This window comes from Kitasatospora sp. NPDC050543 (assembly GCF_044457565.1).
In the GTDB taxonomy this organism is placed as follows: domain Bacteria; phylum Actinomycetota; class Actinomycetes; order Streptomycetales; family Streptomycetaceae; genus Kitasatospora.
In genome coordinates this window covers 12,224-32,935 of record NZ_JBITGZ010000040.1, presented here as the reverse complement: position 1 = coordinate 32,935, position 20,712 = coordinate 12,224, and the positions used below count along the sequence as shown (strand labels likewise).

At 70.1% G+C, this 20,712-nt stretch carries 21 protein-coding genes; 13 read left to right on the top strand and 8 right to left on the bottom strand.

What is annotated here, in order from left to right; all coding sequences use genetic code 11:
- Window positions 1-412: 412 nt before the first annotated feature.
- The 4 genes from ACIBH3_RS31685 to xerC all read left to right on the top strand — a co-directional run bounded on the left by ACIBH3_RS31685 (window position 413) and on the right by xerC (window position 4,958).
- Window positions 413-1,027, top strand: coding sequence for a DNA polymerase thumb domain-containing protein (locus ACIBH3_RS31685; RefSeq protein WP_396315553.1), 615 nt, complete (start codon window positions 413-415; stop codon window positions 1,025-1,027).
- Between the two features lie 101 nt (window positions 1,028-1,128).
- Window positions 1,129-2,295 (top strand): tyrosine-type recombinase/integrase, encoded by a 1,167-nt coding sequence (locus ACIBH3_RS31680; RefSeq protein WP_396315573.1) that lies wholly within the window; start codon window positions 1,129-1,131, stop codon window positions 2,293-2,295.
- The gene (locus tag ACIBH3_RS31675) at window positions 2,292-2,627 is read left to right on the top strand and encodes a helix-turn-helix domain-containing protein (protein ID WP_396315552.1); all 336 of its coding nucleotides are present in this window, start codon (window positions 2,292-2,294) and stop codon (window positions 2,625-2,627) included. The genes ACIBH3_RS31680 and ACIBH3_RS31675 overlap by 4 nt, the downstream gene beginning before the upstream one ends.
- A 384-nt stretch (window positions 2,628-3,011) precedes the next feature.
- Window positions 3,012-4,958 (top strand): tyrosine recombinase XerC, encoded by a 1,947-nt coding sequence (gene xerC, locus ACIBH3_RS31670; protein ID WP_396315551.1) that lies wholly within the window; start codon window positions 3,012-3,014, stop codon window positions 4,956-4,958.
- A gap of 364 nt (window positions 4,959-5,322) precedes the next feature.
- Here xerC and ACIBH3_RS31665 read toward each other — a convergent pair whose 3' ends face one another.
- Window positions 5,323-6,024 carry a TetR/AcrR family transcriptional regulator gene (locus ACIBH3_RS31665; protein ID WP_396315572.1) on the bottom strand — a complete coding sequence of 234 codons (702 nt, stop codon included), beginning with the start codon at window positions 6,022-6,024 and terminating at the stop codon, window positions 5,323-5,325.
- A gap of 190 nt (window positions 6,025-6,214) precedes the next feature.
- Between ACIBH3_RS31665 and ACIBH3_RS31660 the strand changes: the two genes are divergently transcribed.
- Window positions 6,215-7,843, top strand: a complete 1,629-nt coding sequence (locus ACIBH3_RS31660) for a CocE/NonD family hydrolase (protein ID WP_396315550.1) — start codon at window positions 6,215-6,217, stop codon at window positions 7,841-7,843.
- A 73-nt stretch (window positions 7,844-7,916) separates the two neighbouring features.
- On the opposite strand, the gene ACIBH3_RS31655 is transcribed toward ACIBH3_RS31660, so the two are convergent.
- Window positions 7,917-8,246, bottom strand: a complete 330-nt coding sequence (locus tag ACIBH3_RS31655) for a Tn3 family transposase (protein WP_396315549.1) — start codon at window positions 8,244-8,246, stop codon at window positions 7,917-7,919.
- A 181-nt stretch (window positions 8,247-8,427) separates the two neighbouring features.
- On the opposite strand from ACIBH3_RS31655, the gene ACIBH3_RS31650 reads away from it, so the two are divergent.
- Window positions 8,428-9,426 (top strand): hypothetical protein, encoded by a 999-nt coding sequence (locus ACIBH3_RS31650; RefSeq protein WP_396315548.1) that lies wholly within the window; start codon window positions 8,428-8,430, stop codon window positions 9,424-9,426.
- Window positions 9,427-10,410: 984 nt separating this feature from the next.
- A complete protein-coding gene (locus tag ACIBH3_RS31645; RefSeq protein ID WP_396315547.1) occupies window positions 10,411-10,851 on the top strand; it encodes a hypothetical protein in 441 nt (146 codons plus the stop codon).
- Window positions 10,852-11,275: 424 nt separating this feature from the next.
- Here the strand turns inward: ACIBH3_RS31645 and ACIBH3_RS31640 are convergent, their stop codons facing one another.
- Complete coding sequence (locus ACIBH3_RS31640) at window positions 11,276-11,434, bottom strand: hypothetical protein (protein ID WP_396315546.1); 159 nt, start codon at window positions 11,432-11,434, stop codon at window positions 11,276-11,278.
- A 165-nt stretch (window positions 11,435-11,599) separates the two neighbouring features.
- Here ACIBH3_RS31640 and ACIBH3_RS31635 point away from each other — a divergent pair, with 165 nt between their 5' ends.
- Both ACIBH3_RS31635 and ACIBH3_RS31630 read left to right on the top strand, forming a co-directional pair.
- Complete coding sequence (locus ACIBH3_RS31635) at window positions 11,600-13,270, top strand: hypothetical protein (protein ID WP_396315545.1); 1,671 nt, start codon at window positions 11,600-11,602, stop codon at window positions 13,268-13,270.
- Between the two features lie 873 nt (window positions 13,271-14,143).
- Window positions 14,144-14,530: a hypothetical protein gene (locus ACIBH3_RS31630; RefSeq protein ID WP_396315544.1), complete on the top strand. Its 387-nt coding sequence runs from the start codon at window positions 14,144-14,146 to the stop codon at window positions 14,528-14,530.
- Here the strand turns inward: ACIBH3_RS31630 and ACIBH3_RS31625 are convergent.
- Window positions 14,432-14,965, bottom strand: coding sequence for a CGNR zinc finger domain-containing protein (locus tag ACIBH3_RS31625; RefSeq protein ID WP_396315543.1), 534 nt, complete (start codon window positions 14,963-14,965; stop codon window positions 14,432-14,434). The genes ACIBH3_RS31630 and ACIBH3_RS31625 overlap by 99 nt on opposite strands.
- 112 nt (window positions 14,966-15,077) lie before the next feature.
- Between ACIBH3_RS31625 and ACIBH3_RS31620 the strand changes: the two genes are divergently transcribed.
- From ACIBH3_RS31620 to ACIBH3_RS31605, 4 genes are all read left to right on the top strand, one after another.
- Entirely contained in the window at window positions 15,078-15,539 is a 462-nt protein-coding gene (locus ACIBH3_RS31620) for a VOC family protein (RefSeq protein ID WP_396315542.1), read from the top strand.
- Between the two features lie 12 nt (window positions 15,540-15,551).
- The gene (locus tag ACIBH3_RS31615) at window positions 15,552-16,424 is read left to right on the top strand and encodes a pyridoxamine 5'-phosphate oxidase family protein (protein ID WP_396315541.1); all 873 of its coding nucleotides are present in this window, start codon (window positions 15,552-15,554) and stop codon (window positions 16,422-16,424) included.
- A gap of 132 nt (window positions 16,425-16,556) precedes the next feature.
- Window positions 16,557-16,895, top strand: coding sequence for an RNA polymerase-binding protein RbpA (locus ACIBH3_RS31610; RefSeq protein ID WP_396315540.1), 339 nt, complete (start codon window positions 16,557-16,559; stop codon window positions 16,893-16,895).
- A 43-nt stretch (window positions 16,896-16,938) separates the two neighbouring features.
- The gene (locus ACIBH3_RS31605) at window positions 16,939-17,160 is read left to right on the top strand and encodes a hypothetical protein (RefSeq protein WP_396315539.1); all 222 of its coding nucleotides are present in this window, start codon (window positions 16,939-16,941) and stop codon (window positions 17,158-17,160) included.
- A gap of 37 nt (window positions 17,161-17,197) precedes the next feature.
- Here ACIBH3_RS31605 and ACIBH3_RS31600 read toward each other — a convergent pair whose 3' ends face one another.
- From ACIBH3_RS31600 to ACIBH3_RS31585, 4 genes are all read right to left on the bottom strand, one after another.
- On the bottom strand, window positions 17,198-17,476 hold the full coding sequence (locus ACIBH3_RS31600; RefSeq protein WP_396315538.1) for a hypothetical protein: 279 nt from the start codon (window positions 17,474-17,476) through the stop codon (window positions 17,198-17,200).
- Between the two features lie 250 nt (window positions 17,477-17,726).
- On the bottom strand, window positions 17,727-19,103 hold the full coding sequence (locus tag ACIBH3_RS31595) for a PP2C family protein-serine/threonine phosphatase (protein WP_396315537.1): 1,377 nt from the start codon (window positions 19,101-19,103) through the stop codon (window positions 17,727-17,729).
- Window positions 19,104-19,209: 106 nt separating this feature from the next.
- Window positions 19,210-19,419 (bottom strand): hypothetical protein, encoded by a 210-nt coding sequence (locus ACIBH3_RS31590; protein ID WP_396315536.1) that lies wholly within the window; start codon window positions 19,417-19,419, stop codon window positions 19,210-19,212.
- A 533-nt stretch (window positions 19,420-19,952) separates the two neighbouring features.
- Window positions 19,953-20,462: a DUF1269 domain-containing protein gene (locus ACIBH3_RS31585; protein ID WP_396315535.1), complete on the bottom strand. Its 510-nt coding sequence runs from the start codon at window positions 20,460-20,462 to the stop codon at window positions 19,953-19,955.
- Between the last annotated feature and the right edge of the window lie 250 nt (window positions 20,463-20,712).

Genomic DNA, 20,712 nt, shown 5'->3' with positions numbered 1-20,712 from the left:
CACGGTGTCGTAGAAGCGGCAGACCTCGATCACCGGGCTGACCAGGGTCTGCAAGGTGGTGGGTGCCAGGCCGGCGACGTCGCGGGCCCAGCAGTACTCGGCCAGGGTGTCCTGGAACAGGGCCCGGGCGTCCTCCGACGACGACCCGGCGGCCGCGCGCCGCTGCAAGGTGACCACGTCGGCCAAGCCTGACTCGGTCAAGCCCGGGCCGACCTGACCCGACGGCGGGGGCGGCGGCAGGAGAGTTAGGCCACGGGATCCGGAATCCTCCACGAACCGGCAAATTACGCTCGATTCTCCAGGAATCCAGGAGTTACAGGCGAAATCCCACACGAACGAGTGGGCGCCGCCAGCACGCCCTTGACCAGCCGGAACAGCCCAAACGCCCCCCAGCGGGCCCCCACGAACCCACGTGAACTCCAGCTGTCTGCACGCGGCCCTGGCCTGCGACACCTGCCATGTGGGCCAGACCCGCATCCTCACCGCCGGCTCACCGGACACCGAACGGTTCCTGCGCTCCCGTCCCGTCGAAGCCCTGCCCGGCATCGGCCCGAAGCTCGGCCGCACCCTGACCCGCTACGTCGTCACCACCATCGGCGACCTCGCCGACCTGCCCCTGCCCACTATCCAGCGCATCACCGGCGCCGCGGCCGGCCGCCTCCTGCACGACCGCGCCCACGGCATCGACCCACGCACCGTTGCCCCCAACGGCCCACCCGCCAGCCTCACCGTCAGCCGCCGCTTCGACGCCGACGTTCTCGACCCCGGTGTCCAGCGCCAGGCGCTGCTCGACCTCGGCACCGACCTCGGCGCCCGCCTGCGCACCTCCCGGCAGACCACCCGCGCTCTGGAGCTGACGGTCACCTACGCCGACCGCTCCACCACCACCCGCTCCCGCACCCTGCGCGAACCCACCGCCCACACCCCGGCCCTGCGCGACGCCCTGTACGCAGGTGGAGGCCGCACGGGTTCCCGGCACGGTGCTCGAAGGCGCGAAGCTGCGTTTCAGCTGGTCGGACGGGTGTGATGGGGGCGTTGTGAGCCCTCCATGATTCTGCCGATATTCCTGCGAATCTGCGAGTAGCTCCAGTAATCTGCGTTGCTGTGGCAGATTCTGGAAGTCGCGTGCTGACGCTCCTCCGCCCTGCTTCCCCGCGGTCGGATGACGAGGTGGACGGGGTCGGGCTGGTCGAGAGTGGCCTGGCAGACGTGGTCACGCTGCAGCGGCGGCGGGAAGCCCGGCTGTCCGCCGAGGACGAGGAGGGGTTCTTCGTCGATGTGCTCTCGGAGTACCAGTGGGCTCGGGATGCGGCCGGGCTTGCGCCTTCCACGATCGACAAGCTGGTCAAGCCGGTGATCGAGGTCTGTTCCTTCTACGGGACGGTGCCTTGGCGGCTCACGTCGCGTGAGGTGGACCGGTACTTCGCAGGCCAGGGGAAGCGTGCCCGGTCGACTGTCCGTCAGAAGATGAACCAGATCGACGGGTTCTACGCGTTCCTGGAACAGCGCTATGCCGGGGAGATCGCGCGCAGGTTCGGGGCCGGGGTCGAGTCGCCGATTGATCCGTTCAACCGGCCCCAACACCGTGGGGACTTCGGTCTGCGAGTGCCGCCGTCGCAGGCGGCACTGAAGGACTTCTTCGGCCGGTGGCGGGAGGACCTGCCCAACGCCCGTAAGGAGAGGGTCGCCTGCCGCGACTACGTCATGACGAAGATCGCCTACCTCTCCGGGGTACGGGCCGCAGAGTTGTGCGGGGTTCGGATCGGCGACGTCCACTGGGAGTTGGGGCAGTGGGGCCGGTTCGTCGTGGAGGGCAAGGGGGCCAATGGCTCCGGCCCCCGCCCGAGGGAGGCGTACTTGTTCCGCGAGGGACGGGAGTTGCTGTGGTGGTACATGGAGGAGGTCCGCGGCCGATTCGGTGATGACACGGACCACCCGAGCGCGCCGTTGTGGCCCTCGGAACGCCTGCCGCGCAAGGTGGCGGACCTGAACCTGCCCATCGCTCCTGCCATCGTCCCGGCGACGTTCCGGCGGCTGTTGAAGAGCGCGTCAGCGCAGTATCTGACCGGTCCGGTCCGTGATCTCCACCCGCATCTGCTGCGGCACGCGTGCGCCACGCACAACTACGAGCGCGGCATGTCGCTGTGGGAGGTCCAGAAGGTCCTGGGCCATCAATGGGCGACCACGACGGTCCGGTACATGGCGACCGCGCACGCGGACCCCGAGCATGCCAATCTTGCCGCGAGCTCACGGGCCGCCCAGCGGCTCGTCATGGACAAGGGGAATCTGCGGTGAAGTGGAACCTGCGCATGGTTGCTGCCCACAGGGACATCTGGCGGCCCACCGACCTGTTGGCCGCCTTCAAGGACGTGGGCTTCAACCCGTCGTTGAGCAAGGTCGCGGCGCTGTGGGGAAGCACGCCGGTGACGATCCGGCTCGATGACCTGGACAAGATCTGTACGGCTCTGAACTGCACGGTCGCAGACCTGCTCGAAGCCGAGGCGGTTGCCGCGGTGCCGGTCGCCGACCAGATGCCGCAGGCCGTCGGCGACCGGGAGAACCGCTCCGGCCCGACTCGGCCGACGCCCCGACGCGACGGACCGCGCCGACTGCTGCCCCCGAACTGAGACATGACCGGCAACCGGAACGGCCGACAGTGTGACGAGTGCCTGAACTGGGGTTCCTTCTCCGGCAGCACCTGTAGCGCCTGCCGAGGGTGGCGCCGCAAGTATCCGGACCGAGAGCGGTGTCGGCGCTGCCGGCACCACCTGCACCTCAACGCCGACAACTGCTGTCGGCACTGTCTGATCGCGCTGCGGGCCGACGGCTTTGCCCCGGCCCCGGGCGACCCCGTGGCACCGGGGTCCACGCAGCTCCTGCTCCTGCTGCCCGGCATCCGCGGTTCCGTCGCCATGCCCCTGCCCCGGCTCGTCCTTCCCAACGGGAGGTACGCCGACGGGACGTTGAGGTATCCGGCAGCGGCGAAGGTGCGCCGGGACGACCCCCGGGTCATGCCACCTGTCCTGCGCGGACAACTGCCCCTGTTCGACCTGCCTCGCCAGATCACTGCCGAGCACCTGAACCGCATCGCGGATCGGACCTGGCCGGAGTGGGACCTGCTGGTGGACCTCGTCGTTAGGTTGGCCGGAGAACGAGGAGTCAGCGACACCTGGGATCGTGGCGTCCGGCGCCGGCTGCGCTTTCTGTTGTCCCTGCGCGATGCGGAGGGCGAGGACCTGGTGGCCGAGGAGTTCTTCGACCAGGTGCCCGGCTACATGGTCGAAGGAGCGGCAGAGGTCCTGCGGCGGGCTGGTCTACTGCGCCTGCGGGCCAAGCCGCGGATCTCGCGGTGGCCGACCGGCAGTTGCGGGCACTGCGGCTGCTGGGGTGTCACCAGAGGGTTGTGCCGTGGTTGCGAGACCTGGAAGAGTCTCGTCGGCCGCTACCCCGTGGGACCGTGCACCCGATGCGGACGCTCGGCGCTGCCGCTCTCGGCCAAGGACCGGCGCTGCCGGGGCTGTTCGATCCATGTCCGCGAACATGGCTCCCACGACGACCCCGCGTGGACGCAGCTGCAGATCGCCATCAACGGGCGAACAGCGGTCCAACTGAAGAACGAGCAGGGGTCGTTCGGCTACGACCCCGACGAGCGGCCCCGGCGGGCGCGCGAGCGAGAGCGTGACCGTCGGCGCAAGCCCGAGCGGCCGCTGTCCGCGCACCTGGTCGACCCGGACCAGGGCACGCTGTTCGCGCTGGACAGGGACTGGGCGCGGGTTGGACTGCTCTCCGCCGACCAGCTTCCCGTACTGACCGGGCAGGCCGAACGGCTTCTGGCCGACTTCACCCGCGCCTCACGTGGTCAAAGCCGCCTGGTCGACCCGAACCCCCACGGTCACACGGCCATGCTGCGGGCTCTGCGAATCGTGGTGGCCTGGCTCGGGGTGGCGGCCCCCATCCGGGAGCGCGACCTGCGCACCCTGGCCGCGTTGGACAACAACATCAGCGGACAACGGGTCATCTGGTTCCTAGCCGAGCAGGGCCTACTCGAACCGGACCCCAGCCGACACGCTGACATCCATATGCCGGCCATCGAGGCGAAGCTGCGGCAACTGCCTGCTCCTATGGCCGAGGAACTGCGTTGCTGGGTGAAGGTCCTTAAGGGCCAAGGCCGGCTGCAGCATCCGACGCAGAACTCGCAGCGGATCCGCACCGACCTGGGACGGGCCCTTCCGGTCCTGCAGGAGTGGGCAGGCCGGGTCGAGAGTCTGCGGGAGATCACCCCGGAGGACTTCACCGCCGCACTGAAGGCCCGGCAGGGGTCTCAGGCCCGGAGTGTCCACTACGTCTTCCGCAGCATCTTCCGTGCGCTCAGACAGGAACGGCTGATCTTCCGTGATCCCACCCGGGGCATCTCCCTGCCCGCCGTTGTCACGCTGCCCAACCCCCTGCCCAGCGATCAACTGGCCGGTCTGCTGGAGCGGGCCCGGGGTCCGCTGGCCCAGCTCCTGGTCGCGCTGGTCGCCGTCCACGCGGTCCCGCCCTCCGAGGCCGCGCAGATCCGGCTGGGCGACGTCGACCTGGCCCGGGGCCGCCTTGTGCTGCGGCGTGGCTATCGACGGCACACCGTCTACCTCGACGCCCTGACGGTGGAACTGATCGGCGCCTGGCTTCGCGAACGCCGACAGGCCTGGCCGACCTCATCCAACCCCTATCTGCTGGTCAGCAGCCAGACGGCCCTGGACATCGCGGGTCCGCCCATCAGCGGGTTCCTGCAGTCGTACGCGTTCAAGCAGGTGGGTACGACTGCACGGGCCCTGTGGCAGGACCGGCTGCTCTTCGAAGCCCAGCAGACCGCCGACCCACTGCATCTCATGCGCCTGTTCGGAGTCTCCGACTCCACCGCGATGAAGTACGTCCACGCCGCCCACCCCCACAAGGCAGTCCGCCCCCTTCGCTGAATCGGCCGAGCAAGCAAGACTATCCGTCGGGCGCCTCGCTGTTGTTCAGCTCGGGTCGGTGGTTCCGGTGATCACGTCGACGGCGTGGCGGCGGTGGGCGGCGCCCCCAGGTTCTGACACGGCCGCCTGTTCGATCGCCCCCCTCGCCCGCCCCTCCATCACTGTCGCGGCAAATGCGTACACCTCACCCCCGACGGTGGTGATCATGCTCGATCGAACATGCGAGACCATCGCGGGGGTCCGATTCGGGGCCGGAAGGCTCCGTCGCGGTAAATCCGCAATTTACCGCGGCAGAACATGGCCCGGTTGCCCTGACGATCGCGCAGCAAACTGCTGGCGGCGAGTAGCCGACCTTCGTCGAAGGTCACGTTCCTGCCGTGAGCCCGTTGATCATGCGGTCGAGGAGCCGGTCGAAGACTGCTCGGGAGGTGGGGTCCTTGCTTGTCGGCGTCAGGGTTTGAGCGAGTTTGGGGTATCTGCCGCTAGCGGTGACGGCCTGGAGGTAGCGGGCCTCTGCGTTGAGGAGCTCGCCGGAGGTGTGGCCGGCGGCCTCGGTTGCCTGTTCCTGGGCGAGTTCGTATGAGACGTGGCTGGCCACGAAGCCGGTGAGCAGGCTGAAGGTCTCCAGCCTTGCCTGGGCATCCAGGCCGGCGGATTCGAGTACGGCGAGTGCGTACTCCAGGACGGCGAGTGTGTTGGGGCCGAGTGTCTGCCGTGCGGGCAATGCCGCAGGCAGCCATGGGTGGCGCCGCATGATCGCGCGTTGCTCGTGGGCGAGTTGCCGTAGGTCGGCGCGCCAGTCACTGGAGGGTTCGGGCGGGAGCCGGTGGTCGCCGCTGACCCGGTCGATCATGAGCTCCAGCAGCGTCTCCTTGTTGGGGACGTAGCTGTAGAGGGACATCGTTCCGGCTCCGATCCGGGACGCGATGGCGCGCATCGTGACGGCGGTGAGCCCTTCGGCGTCGGCGATGGCGACTGCCTCGGCGGTGATCGCGGCGCGACTGTGCGCCGGGGGCCGCCCCAGCCGCGGGCGTTCGGCCTGTGACCAGAGCAGCTCCGGATCCACACCGGCCTTGCGGCCGGATGGGCCTGTAGGGGCCACGGTGACCCTCCCCTCTCCTGTCGTCTATCCAACCATCCGCTATTCTCGTACAACGTACGAGAAATATGACGGATCCCGCTCCAGGAATCGAGGCACCGTGACGACGGCGACGCCCCACTCGTCCGTGAAGAAGCCGCCCCTGTCCGCCCGGGTCATGAGGCGCTCCCTGCGAGGCACGCCTCCGAAGCGCCACGACATCGCCTACGAACCCGGCCTCGTGGTGCCCGCCGCCGACGGCAGCGCACTGCTGACCGACCACTACTTCCCTCTGGCCGACGGAGACTTCCCCACGCTCCTGGTCCGCTCGCCGTACGGCCGGGGCTTTCCCTGGGCACCCATGTACGGCGTACTCCTGGCGGAGCAGGGCTTCCACGTCGTCCTGCAGAGCTGCCGCGGCACCGGCGGATCCGGCGGCGAGTTCCACCTGTGGCACAACGAGGCCGCTGACGGCCAGGCCACCGTCGCCTGGCTGCGCGAGCAGCCCTGGTTCTCCGGCACGCTGGGGACGATCGGCGCCAGCTACCTTGGATACGTCCAGTGGGCACTGGCCTTGGACCCACCGCCGGAGCTGCGCGCGATGGTGGTCCAGGTCGGCCTGCACGACCCGCACGCCTTCTTCTACCACCAAGGCGCGTTCAACCTTGAGAATGCCCTCGTGGTCGCCCTGGGCCTGACGTACCAGCACCTGGGCGTCGGCCGCTTCCTGCGGGCCGCCCTCCGGCTGCAACGCCACCTCGGGAAGATCACCCGGACCCTCCCCCTCGGCGAGGCGTATGTCCCCGGACTGGGCAGACGGGTGCCGTTCCTGGAGGAGGCGATGGCCCGTCCCGACCCGGACGACGCGCACTGGCAAGGGTCCGACGCGGGCATTTCGGCGGAATGCCTCGCGGTGCCGACCTGCCTGATCACCGGCTGGAACGACGTGAACCTCGACCAAACGTTGCGACAGTACGACAGACTGCGACGCGCCGACTGCGACAGCACTCTGCTCGTCGGCCCTTGGTCGCACAACTCCGCACTGCAGCAAGGCTGGCCCGAAGTCTTCGCCGAGAGCCTGGCCTGGCTGCGGGCCCACCTGTGCGACGACCCCTCGGGGTTGCGGAAGACACCGGTGCGGGCCCACCTGGGCGGCAGCGGGCAGACCTGGCACGACCTCCCCGACTGGCCACCGGCCACGACGGACCACCACTGGTACCTCGGCAGTGACGGCACCCTCGGCACCCGGGCCCCCGAAGACACCGCACCGCTGCTGTCCTTCCGCTACGACCCGGCCGATCCGACCCCCTCGACAGGTGGCCCCTTGCTGTCCAACAAGGCCGGGGCCCGGGACAACACCTCCCTGGAGACCAGGGAGGACGTGCTGACCTTCACCACGGCCCCGCTCACCGAACCGATCCGCGTCCTCGGACCGGTCGGCGTCGAACTACTGATCGGCACGGGCACCGGCCACGCCGACGTCTTCGCCCGACTCTGCGACATCGACGTCCGGGGCCGCTCGACCAACGTTTGCGACGGCCTGCGACGGCTGGAACCCACCGGAGCCACCCCAGCCGCCATCACGGTGGCGATGAGTTCCACCGCCTACCAGTTCCCCGCCGGACACCGGATCCGTCTACAGGTCAGCGGCGGCGCCCACCCACGCTTCGCCCGCAATACCGGCACCGGCGAGCCCCTGGCGACAACCGCCCGACTCATGCCGGCCGAAGTCTCGCTCCACCACCCGTCCGCGCTCATTCTCACCACCGCCGGCAAGGCGCCCGCAAACCCGGACGCCGCCCACTGACGGCGCCACGGGCGGTAACAGCGATCACCTCTGTCATCTGGCGGCAGCTATACGTGAACAGTCGGCTTGATAGTCACGCGGCCACCACCTCTTCCTCGCCGAGCACGCTGAAGTCCACGTCCAGGCGGCTGTCGTAGTTCTCGGGCGCGACGGCGAGCTCGTGGGTCGAGTACTCGCCGAAGCGTTTGATGTGCTCGGTCAGGTACGGGGAGATCTGCGCGAGGTCCTGGGGCTCGACGCTCCACCCTTCGCTCTGGAGCTGGCAGACGGCTTCCGCAATGTCCAGGGTGTTGTGGAAGATCACCAGGTTGGTCAGCAGGGAGGTGAACGCCTGACCGTCCCCACCCTCCACGAACTCGCAGCCCGGCTCCGCTCCGCAGCCACGAAGTTCGTCATCGAGCACCGGGGAGACGCCACGCGGCCCTCCGCGCTCCGCGTGAGCAATCGCTGAGCTCATCGTGCTGGCGTGTCAGTCGCCGCAGATCGGAGCGGGCTTAAGTCGCATCGGAGCCCAGCGTGAGTCCATACTCTCCACCTGCCATGTTCGATTAATGTTCGATATCTTGGAGATGGAGGGAGGCCCGATGAGCGAGCGACGACCAGAACAGCGGATCCTGCATGTACGCACCTGCGCTCCGCTGTCCGCTGACGCCTTCCAGGGCCTGCTGACGGTGCTGCGGGGCATCTCCCCGGTCGTCCAGGCGATGCCACCTGGAGCGGCGCTGATCGATGTTTGCGGGGCTGAGGCCTACTTCGGCTCGACGGCGGAGCGGCTCGCCGATCTCGTCCGACTGCGGTCCGTGGCTCTCCTGGGCGTGGACGTCCAGATCGGCGTTGCGACCACCCGGGCCATGGCGGCAACAGCCTGCGGCCAGGTGCGCTGGCCGGGCGGGGTCCTGGCAGTGACCGAAGGCGAGCAAGAGCGCTTCCTGGCACCGCTGCCTGTGGCGGCCCTGGACGGCATCGGGCCCAAGCGCGGCGCGAAGCTGGCGCGCTACGGGCTCACCACGATCGGGCAGCTGGCCGCCGCCCGCCCGGCCACCGTCCAGCGGATCCTGGGCGGCCGCGCTGGACGGCTGGCCACCGACCGGGCCCGGGGTATCGACCCGCGCCGGGTGGTGGCCAAGGAACTGCCGGCCAGCGCCCGGGTGCAGCACCGCTTCGAGCGGGACGTCCTGGAAGGCTCGGAGGCCCGCGGCGTGCTACTGGACCTGGCGGTCCGCCTCGGCCGGGACCTGCGCGGTCGCCGGCAGGCCGCCGGGGCTCTCACCATTCAGGTCCGCCTCGCCGACGGCGCGATATGGGAGCGCACCGGGCAGCTGAAGGAACCCTCCGCCTACACCCAGGACCTCCGCGCGGCGGCCTACCGGCTCATGGACGCCGCCGGCCTGCAACGCGCCCGCATTACCAGGCTGAGCCTGTTCGGCGAGGACCTCCGGGATGCCGACACTCTCGCCTCACAGATCTCCTTCGACCACCAGCGCGAGAAGGGCCTTGTCGCGGAGAAGACACTGGACCGGATCAACTCGCGCTTCGGCGACGGGACCGTCCAGCCTGCCGCGACACTCCGCCCCGCCGGCTAGCGCCTGAGCTTAAGCAGCCGAACCGGATCGCCGACAGCTGGATTAACTTGCAACACGCGCACGGGTTCGGGCTCCACCCCGTCCAGGAATCGAGGAACCCGCGCGCTTTGATCCACGCCGGCCTCGGTCTCCAACGCGCCCGGGTGCGCGCCATCACCGTCCGCGCCGGCCAGCTCGCGCCGGCCTGCGATGGCTACGTCCAGCTCACCTTCGACCGCACCACCCAGGACCAGCGACGCCTGGAACCCGTCGTCGACAAGGCGAACGGCCGCTACGGCACCCAGGCAGTTGGCCCGGCCTCACTCCTGCCGGCAACCGGGGCACCTACTGCGGCCCGAGCCGCTGCTGCCAGACGGCCGCGGCTTGAGCGCCAGGCCGGTGACTTGGCTCTTCGCCTCCCGGCCGATGGCAGCGCCGTACGCGGCGAACAGCGGTCCAGCGGATAGCCTCGTGCCATTGCGAGACGCACATCCCGGCCATCCCCGACGGGCACCATCGCCCTGCCAATCAGGCTGAAGAGCCCGGTCGTGCAAAGGCGAGCGCCGTTGCGCGGCGTTGACATGGGCCGGGAACCCACGAGGTACGACGAGCTCCTGGACCGCGCTGGGGGCCAGCACGGGAGCGTCGGATCGTCTCAAGTCCACGGGGCGCAACGGGCTGTGCACCGGGGCAGTGGCCCCGTACTGCGTCTTGTGCCTGCCCCGGTACCGCCCGCGGCGGGCCGGGCCGACGGCCACGGCGCCCGTCCCTGGAAAGGGCCGAATCATCAGCGTTGCGCGGAGTGGGCCGAGTTCGGCGCCCGGCCGCGTGTGCGGGTTCTCCCGGCAGAGGGCTCCCGTGAGTCTCCGGGCACGACCGCGTTCGGGCCACCCAAAGGTAAAAGGTGTGCAAAGTGGCGCGATGGCTCGCCGAAATGCCCCTCTTCCCTATGAACGCGAGGCCGCACCGGTCGTCCGTCGTCCGCACCGAACCCAGGATGGTCCCGTGAACGATCTGCCCATATCGCCCCTCCGTGCTCTGCCGGACGGGAACGCCGAACTCCGCGTCGTCCTCACGCTCAGCTGGAACGACGTCGCCTCCCTCGGGCGGGAGGCCGGCAGGTTGGCCACCCACCTGCAGCGCACGGTCAGCCTCGACGAGGCCGCCAGCTACGTACTGGGTGCCCGGCCGGAATCCGCCGCGCCCGCACGGGCCCGGGGCAACCCGGCCCTGGAGCAGCCCGCTGCGGCGGCCGTCACCCCACAGATGGAACAGGCGCGGCAGAGCGCCGAGTTGATGATGCGGCCGGCCGCCTCCTCGACCCCGGCGAACGCGGCGGCACCCGCAGCGAACGCGGCGGCACCCGCGGCGACCGCCCGGCCCGACGCGGCTCCCGCCCCGAGCCGGCCGACCTCGGCGGCACCCGCCCCGGCACCGGCCGCCTGACCGCTCCCGTGCGGCGGCCCGGCGCCTGCCTCGGCCTCGGGGCCGCCGCATGCCTGATGCAGATCACCAGCGGTGGTGGACCTGCGGACGGATCAGTTCGTCGTAGATTTCCTGCACGGCCCTGCGTGTGTCCTCGTCCCGCAGGATCTCGACCAGGCCGGGATTGCGCACCGCTGCGGCGGGCTTGGAAACCCGTGAGGCGGCGCCGGCCGGGCCGGGAGAGCGGGCCGGCGGATCGTGTCGTGACCAGGACCCGCCAGCCGAAGTTTGGCGCACGCCGACACCGCGCCCCGATCGCCGCCGCGACGGCCAGGCGGTGCCGCACCCCGCGGCCTCGGCCCGCCTCACAGTCGTGCCCCGCGTCGAAGTGCGGGCTGTGGCTGTTCGGGTGGGCCCGCCCGGGCTGGGCGGGCCCACCCCGTCTCTACCAGGGGATGTGAGCGAGGGCCCAGGCCACGATCGCGGCGGTGGCGGCGGGGACGGCGGCGTTGACGACCGCCAGGACGAGCTGGTTGCGCCGGCGACCCGTCCGGGGCTTCACCGAGGGCCGGTGCTTCGTGTTGCGGTTCGGACGGTTCTTCATTGCGGTTCTCCCCTGTGATCGGTCCTTCGGCTGCACTCCGGATGAGGCGGCTGGTATGACGGTGGATCAGCACGACCACAGGGCGAAGCGGCAACGGGTTACCGGCACGACAACCCCGCCACCAAGCCCGACAACCACAGGATTTAGGGCCAGGGGAAGGGTGGAATGGGAGAGATCGAAAGAGGCGCCGGGGGACGCCCCGGCGCACCGTGGGGGGAGCTGAAGGGGCCGACGAGCGCGGTCAACGACCTCGCGAAGACGCTGCGGGAGTGGCTCGACGCCTCGGGGCTGAGGGTGAAGGACTTCCACGCGAAGCTCCAGCCGATCGACTTCGGCGAGGGCAGGGTCCCCTCGCTCGACACCGTCTACAACCGCTTCGCCGGCGGCAACCTCGACTGGTACTTCGTCAGCGCGGTCGTCCAGATCTGCTCCGCGGACGCGGTCACGGTGAACAAGCGGCTCAAGGAAGCTCAAGGGCTGTGGAGCAAGGTCGCGGCCGCCGAACGCGCCCGCCGGGAAACCCGGCGCGCCGCACGGCGCGCCAACCCTCCTGTCGTCGAGGTGCCCGCCGCCCTGACCGCCGCCGACAACCTCTCCGCCGACCAGCGCCTGATCGCCACGTACGACAAGATCGGCCAGATGTACGAGGCACAGGCGGCCCTCAAGGAGACCAACCACCGCCTCGAACTGCTCGTGGTCCTCGCGCTCGGCAAAGAGAAGGACTACGTCCACCAGATCGCGGACCTGGAACGGCAGCTGGAGGCGGCCCTGGCCAACCAGGCGCCCGACCCCGCCCGGATCGCCGCCTACGAGGTGATGATCGAGGACGTCCGGGCCCGGGAAGCGGAGATGGCCCTCGCCCGCTACGAGGCCGAGGACGACCGCGACGTCGCACAGCAGATGCTCGGCCACGCCAACCAGGAGATCGCTGGCCTCAAGACCGAGATCGACAGGCTCAAGTCCGTCTTCGGACTCTCCGCGCAGAGAACCGTCGAACGGGTCGGCGACATCCTGGGCGACGGCCTCCAAGGCGTCGACGGCGCCATCGGCGCGATCCAGCAAATCCTCGACGAGGAACATGACCAGCTGCGTCGGCTGCGCGAGTCGCTCGGCTGGCGCCTGGTGGGAGACGAGGAGCCCGCCCGGCCAGGTGGGCGCACGATCGTCGGTGAAGTCGTCCACCCCGTGGACGACACAGCCCCGACAACCCCCGATAACCCGCCCACCAGCCAAAACGCGCTGTTGGAGCGGCCAGTAGACCCGACAATGCGGCCCGACGACCCGGTCGCCGGCCGGACCGGCGTGTACCAAGGGCCCGACAACCCGACTACCGGCCAGGTCGCGGTTCCGGAACGGCCCGACAACCCGACAACCCGGCCCGACAACCCGACCGTCCCCTTCGCACAGCGGGTCCGGGAGACCGCAGCCACCGGCAACGAGTACGCCCAGGCGGCCCTCAGACGCCTACCAAGACTCCTCGGCATCGCGATCACCATCTCCTGGGCGATCATCGTCGGCAGCGCCTTCACCGAGATCCGCCGCGGCCCCGCCTCTCTGCTGGGCATGGTCTTCAGCGCGCTGGCCGGCCTCACCCTGCTCGGCTGCTTCCAGCTATGGGTCCGCAAGGTCGTCAGCCGGGGGATGACCCGGGAATCCGACTTCATGTTCGACTCCCTCTTCATCGGCACCACCACCCGCAGGGTCACCCACTACCACGTGCGCACGCCCACGTTCTTCCAGACGGTCGGGCTCCTGCCCGCACTCATCGCACCCGACTACCTCGGCCCGCTCAACACCCTCGGACAGGGAATCGCACACCTGGTCGGCATGGCCTAGAAGCCGGCCCAACCAGCTCCCGCCGCCCGACGCACCAACCCGGGCGTCTCCACCACCGCCTCCGACGGCGCCGCGGTGCTGCCGAGCTGTTCGCCGTTCCGGCTGCCAGGCGCCAGCGCGCCTGGCGGGTGGTGGGCGCCCCACTGAGCCTTCGCCAACTTCGAACGTGCTGGTCGGAGGGGCTGGTGTGGCGCTCGGTCGGGGTGCCCGTGCTGGTTGCGGGCGGGAGTCTGCGGTCTTGATCGTTTGACGGGGCGGGTCGGGGCGGTTTCGTCGGTTCCTCCGCGTCGTCGGCTCTGTGCCGCCTACCATCCGGTTCATGGTGGAGTCCGAGATCGCGGCACGGATCGCGGCGCGACGCGTGGAGCTGGGCGAACTGGAAGAGCAGCTGGTCAAGCAGTTGGCGGAGCTGCGGGCCGAGCGCGACGAACTCGCGGTCGCCGAACGGGTCTGGCAGCGGATGGCCGCGGAGACGGCGGCGGCCGCACCGGTGGAGGTGGCGGGCCGCGCCACGACGGCCACCATCAACGGCAGGACCGTCACGACTTTCCTCGGCATCGCGTCGACGCTGCGGATCGGGGAGATCGAGCTGCACAACGTGCCGGTCAGCTGGATGGACGGGGCGATCCTGGCCTTTCCCAACGGCGTGGTGCCGAGCGGCACCATCGGAACCGCGCTCCTCTACCACTTCCTGACCACGATCGACTACCGGGGGCGGTCACTCGTCCTGCGGCGGAGGACAACCGCACAGCAACGGGCGTTCCGCGCCGGGCCCGCCCGCGCCGCCTGCGTCCGCAGCCGTTGTGGCTGGCCGGCGACCACCTCCCCTGCACGCTGGGGAAGCTCAACGACTACGGCCCCTGGGTGGCCGTCATGGACACCGGCGCCATCGCGATCGGCCTCAACACGAGCGCGGCCAACGCCGAGCGGGCCGGCATCACCATCGACTGGTCCGATCCGACCCCGGTCAACGGCGGTACGGCCACGGTCTATCCGATCACCCCGGACCGGATCAGCATCGGGGACGCGGTCGGCCAGCACCTTCCCGGCTCCGTCGGGCCGACGCCGTGGGAGGCCATGACCGGGTTCGACGGCATCGGCAATTTCACTCATGAGTTCTTCAAGCCGTTCGCCGTCACCTTCGACTTCGTCGGCATGCACCTACCTCGGCTGATGGTTCTGCTGTGCGTAGTGGCGGGCCGCCTTGGCGCGGTTGCCGCAGCCGGACATGTCGCACCAGCGGCGGCGGCCGTTCTGTGAGGTGTCGAAGAAGGTGAGGATGCAGCGCTCGTGCGCGCATTCGCGGATCCGCTGCGGCCCGCGCGCGAGCAGGTGCAGGTAGTCGTCGGCGGCCAGCCAGGCCGGGAGCCAGGAGGGGTCGGCGACCTCGGGTTCATGGTGCGGCAGGCCGTCGGCGCCCAGGGTTCGCCGGATCCTGCCGTGGGCCAGGACGGCGTTCAGCGCGGCGGTGTCGTGGGGATCCGCGCGGAGCGCGAGCAGGGCGTCGCGGGTCTCCAGCAGCGCGGTCAGCGTCGCCTGGTCGTCGGGAGCACGACCGGTCAGGCCGTTGGACGAGAGCCAGACGGCGAGGCCGTCGGGCCGATGGAAGAGCTGACCGTCGTGCCAACGGGTGTTCAGCAGGTCCAGTGACAGCGGTTCGCCGCGCAGCGGTCGGGGATCGGCGAGGGCGTCCATGCGACGAGTCTAACTGTTCAGCGTCCTTCGAACGGTTGCATGCCTTCGCGTCTAACCGTTAGCATCAAAGTGAACGGTTAGAACGCACTGCTTTCCGAACAGGAGTCCCGTCATGCCCGCTTCCCTCCGCACCGGACACGTCGGTATCAACGTCACCGACCTGGATCGTTCGGTCGCGTTCTATCGCGACGTCCTCGGCCTGCAGGTGCTCGGCGGCTCTGCCCCGGGCACCGCGCCCGAGCGCCGCGTCGCCCGCCTCGGCAAGGACGGGGCACTGGTACTCACCATCTGGCAGCAGGCCGCCGGAGCGCACGAGCGCGACCGGGCCGGGCTGCACCACCTCGCCTTCGAGGTCGACACCGTGGCAGAGGTGCGCGAGGCGGAGTGGGCGCTGAAGGAGCGCGGTGCGACCTTCCAGTACGACGGCGTGGTCCCACACGGGGAGGGCCGCGACTCCGGTGGCGTCTTCTTCAGCGACCCGGACGGGACGCGTCTGGAGGTCTTCACCAGCAGTGGTGTCGCCGACGAGGGCAAGGCCCCGTTCACCGATGCCCCCACCTGCGGCTTCTTCTAGCCGGTGGCCGCCGTGGGCTACCACCCTGGCGAGCGCGCCGCCCAGGCGCTCGCCGGCGAGACCGAACGGGCCGATCATCTCGGGCGCAGCATTCGCGACACGGTTCCGGCGGTCGCCGCAGCCTTTCTGGCGCAGCGTCAGCTGCTGGTCGTCGGCGCGGCTGACGGAGCCGGACGGATGTGGACGACGGTTCTCGCCGGTGAGCCGGGATTCATATCCGTCCCCGACGAGCGGACAATGAGCGTCGCCGCAGTGCCGCACCCGGACGATCCGCTGCATGACGCTCTGGGCAGGCCGACCATACAGGTGGGCACGCTCGCACTCGAACCGGCCACGCGGCGGCGGATGCGCGTCAACGGCACCGCACACGCACGTGACCTGGGATTTGTCCTGCATGCCGAGCAGGTCTTCTCCAACTGCCCCAAGTACATCCAGAAGCGGGACCCGGTTCGGGACACCCCGGCTCCCCTGCCCGGACCTGGGCGCTGGGGGGACGAGTTGACGACGGTTCAGCGGCTCGTGGTCGGCACGGCGGACACCTTCTTCCTCGCCACCGCGGACCGCGAGGGGCGGGCCGACGCCTCGCACCGGGGCGGCAACCCGGGCTTCGTAGAGACACTCTCCCCGACGTCGCTGCGCTGGCGCGAATTCCCGGGCAACGGTGCCTACATGACACTGGGCAACCTGGAACTGAACCCTCCTGCCGGACTCGTCTTCCCCGACTGGGAAACCGGGGACCTCCTGCTGCTCACCGGTGAGGCCCGGACCGACTGGCAGCAGCGGTCGGTCACCTTCGACCTGACGGCGGTGGTCGAACTGCCCGGTGCCCTGCCCCTGCGCTGGAGCGAGCCGCAGTACTCGCCCGCCAACCCGCCGCTGCGGTGACCGCGTCGGCGGGAGATCGGCGACGGCCCAGCGCCTGCGCGGGGGGCTGTGGGCCGGGTTTGCCGGGGGTGGCCGTACGCTGGGCGTCCCATGCACACCGAGGCGTGGACATCATGGCCGAGGAGAGCGATCGTGGCACAGGGACGTGGCGGCATCAGGGGTGCGCGGATCGGTTCGGGGCCGATGGGGGAGTCCGAGCGCGGCGATCTCGCCCCTCGTACAGCGGTGTCGTTCTGGTGCGGCAACGGCCACCGGACCCAGATCAGCTTCGCGATCGAGGCGGTGGTCCCGCAGGCGTGGGACTGTCGCAGCTGTGGTTTGCCCGCAGGCCCCGACCGCGACAACGTGCCTGTCGCCCAGGGCAGCGCCCCCTACAGGACGCACCTGGGTTACGTCCGGCAACGCCGCAGCCAGGAAGACGGCGAGATCCTGCTCAACGAGGCACTGGCCAAACTGCGCGGGACCATCTGAGCTCCTGAAACGGCGCCGCGACCGCTACGGCGTGGTGCTCCCAATGTCTGCTGACCGGCGCCCGTTATGGCGGCCCTTCTCCGATTCCCTGTTCGATGTGCCGGTCAAGGAGGAGGGGCACCGGCTGCTGCCGGCGGAGCGTGCCCCGTTCCAGGAACCGTCGGCCCTCGCCGAGGCGGAGCGGCAGCGCTCCGCCACGGGTTCGGGGCGTCGCCGGCTGAGCCCCGGGGGTGCGACCTTCTCGGGCTCCGACAGCCAACTCTGATCGACCCGCGCCCCCGACACCCCGGGGTGCTGGCTGGCTACGCCCCGGCGAGGGTGAGGGCGTTGTCGATGGCGTCGCACAGCGCGGGCAGGTCGGCGGCGATGTCGTTGAGGACGGTGCTGGGCGCGGTGGTGGTGATGGCGCCGACGGCGACCAGGGCGAGCTGCTCGATGCTGGTCAGCTCCGGCCGGTCCTGGGCGAGGATGACGCAGGCGTCCAGGCGGTAGCGGATCTCCTCGCCGATCTCGCCGGCGCCGCCGGGGATGATCTCCCGGCCGAGGACCTGCTGGATGGTGTCGGCGAACGTCTTCAGCACCCGCCGGTTCGCGTCCTCGCCCTGGCGTGTGGCGAGGGCGCGAATTCTCTGGGGCTGATGACGCGTGGCGGGTAGAGCAGTGCAGGTCAGCAGCGGCGAAGGTGAGCCTAGCGAATGCAACAGCTGTGGTGCCATCGCCCGGAAGGGTGAGCGTTGGCCGTCTTGCCCACGAGTCGTCCCGGGCTGATCCCCCGCCAGGTGGTGTCTGTGGCCCGCGCTACCATGCGGCGATTTGGAGGCCTCATGAGTTTCACCGTTCCGCCGCCGCCCCTCGATATTGCGGACCACTTCCCGGACCTGGTGCCGCATGCTCGATCCACCACTCTGCTGTACCCGCGTGCAGGTGCCCCCGGCCGGTGGGAGAGCTCCCTTGGTGGACCGCTGACTGTGGCCGGCTGACGAGCGGTGGCCGACATGCGCCGCGCCGGACCACTACAACCCTGCACGCGGACGCGCGGTGGTCGGGCCGGACCCCGTGGCCATGGTGCCTGTGGTTCAACTCTTCGCCAAGGATGTTCCAGCCCTGGTGTTCCCGGCCGGCACCGATGTGCTCCAGGTGCTCTGGTGCCCGCTGATCCACTCCGAGCACGACCAGTGGTCGCCTGTGCCTGCCTTGCGTTGGCGATCCGCTGCGGGAGCCGTGTCCGGGCAGCTGCGGGGGGAAGCGCCGAAGCCGTACGAGTTCGACGACGAGTACGTGCCTCGGCCCGGTGATCGCGTTCAGGGTTCGGTCGAGCTGTGTCAGGATCGCGCTGGGCGGGGTGCGGCGGTCGTAGAGCAGGGCGCGCAGCATGTTGCGGGTCTGGGCCATGGTGGCGGCGGCCTTGAGGTCGTGGCCGACGACGTCGCCGATGACCAGGGCGCAGGCGCCGTCGGGGAGCATCAGGGCGTCGTACCAGTCGCCGCCGACGTGGTCCGGGGCGGCGCTGGGCCGGTACACGGCGGCGGTCTCGAACGGGTCGAGGGCCGGCAGTTGCGGGAGCAGGAGGCGTTGGAAGTATTCGGCGTTGGCGCGGACCTGTCGGTAGAGGCGGGCGTTCTCGATCGCGAGGCCGGCCGCTCCGGCGAGCGCTACGACGATGTCCTGGTCGTGGCGGTCGAAGGGCCGGCCGTCGCGCCGTTCGGTGAGGTAGAGGTTGCCGTAGACGCGTCCGCGGGAGGTGATCGCCACTCCGAGCAGCGTCTGCATCGGCGGGTGGCCGGGCGGGAAGCCCACCGACTGTGGGTGGGCGCCGATGTCCGCGACGCGCAGCGGTTCGGGATGGTCGATGAGGTGCCCCAGGAGTCCGCGGCCGTGGGGAAGCGCGACCCCTGCGAGGTCCGATGTCTCCCGGTCGCTCAGCCCGACGGGGATGAAGTCCTCCAGGTGTTCGCCGTCCTCGCTGAGCACGCCGAGCGCGCCGTAGCGGGCGTCGACCAGGCCCATCGCCGTGGTGATCAGGCGTCGGAGCACGACCGGGAGGTCCAGCTCCCGGCCGGCCGCCATCACGGCGTCCAGCAGGTCCTGGAAACGGCGCTGGGCATGGGCCAGGTCCCGCAGGCGCCCGACGATCCGGTCCATCTCGTCCTCGACGCGATGGCCGGGGTCGGGAACATCCGGCCGCGCAGACCGATCCTTCGGATCCATCAAGCTCGCCCTCGGATGGCGTGTTGGACGACTACCACCCCATGCGACGCGTCGCCGTGAACATGCCGCAAACTGCCCGCATACCTGCTCCGGTTGGCGGTGGTGGTCACGCGTCGGTCCAGCCCGGGGTAGGGCCCCTGCCGTCGGTGCCGAACGGAGGGAAGGCCTCGGCGAGGATCGCCGCGAGGTGGCGCTCCTCGACCTCCGCCTCCCGGGCCGCACGAATCCGCGCGGCAATATCGCCGGGCAGACGGCCCGCCGGTGCCGTCACCCAGCCGCCCGCGTCGTCGGGCCCCACGGAAACACTGCCGGTCATGGGCGCGCCCCCGCGGCCGGGCATGCCGGCTCGTGCCACGTGGTGGCCACCACCGCCCCGTCCGGCAGCAGGTGCTCACTGCTCCAGGTCCGGCAGCAGAACACAGCCGGACACGGGTCGGACCGTGCCGCCGGAGCGGTTGAAGGAGCTGAAGTAACAGACGCGGCGGCATGCGTGGGCGGCCGGCGGCGCCGCCGGCCCGCAGTGGATCTCGTCATTACCGGCCTGTCCCACCCCCCGTGCCCGCCCAACCCCGAACCACCCGAACGGGGGCAGACAGGGCGGATACAGCGCCGCCCGGCCGCTGCCCGGAAGCAGCCGGCAGCGAACCGGGGCGACCCGCAGAGCAGGTGCGCAGCACACCGCGATGCCATCGGCCACCTCTGCCTTTCCGGCTCCAACAGCTCAATCACAGCCGGGAGCAGGCCGCCGAAGCGGCCCGAAGCCGGTGCCAGGACGTCCACGGAAACCCTCGAGCCCAGCACCGGGCTATTCGCGGGTCTGCGCGTTCCTGGTAATCGGGAACCGGCAGATCAGCCGACTTCGGTCGCGGCTTCCCGGACCGCCTTGTCGATGTCCTTCGAGCTGACGTCGAGTTCCTTGGCGACCTGCTTCTCGGCCTTCAGCTCGGCCTTTTCCACGGCCTGCGCGAGTGTGCTCTCGCCGACGATGACCAGAGCGGCCTGGCCGGCGTCGATGAGTTCCCCGAACTCCTTGACGTCCGCACGTGACATGCCGCGCCAAAGGTGACCGCTCACCCCGCCCACGGCCGCGCCGACGACGGCGGTGCCGATGATCGCCGGCGGGAACAGCAGGCCGACGAGAGCGCCGGCGGCTGCGCCGCCCCACGCCCCGTGCCGAGTGGCCGTCTCGTCCTTGTTGACGTGCACCTTGCCGTTGTCGTCCTTGGTGACCACGGAGGCGTCGTAGGTGCCGACGGCACCGACCGCGTGGAGGTCCTTGACGATGTCGTAGTCGGCTCGCGCCACAGCCTCGCTGGGGTAGGTGCCGATGTAGATGAACACTGCGTCGGGCTTCGCCACTTTGTCCGTCCTGTCTGTCTTCACCGCATCCGGAGAATCGCGGTGATGGGGTCCGAAGCCGCATCACGAAGCCCGTGGGCAGCAGGTACCTGCTGCGGTCGGGGGCGTGCGGTCTTCGCCAGCAGTGCCAGGATGCGTGCCACCGGCCGATCGGGCACCTGGAGACCGGGGGAGCGGCATTCCGTCGCCTTGCCGAGCGTGCGGCGATCGCCTGAGAAGTTCGGGGAGCGAAGCCGCATTCCTCGCGCCA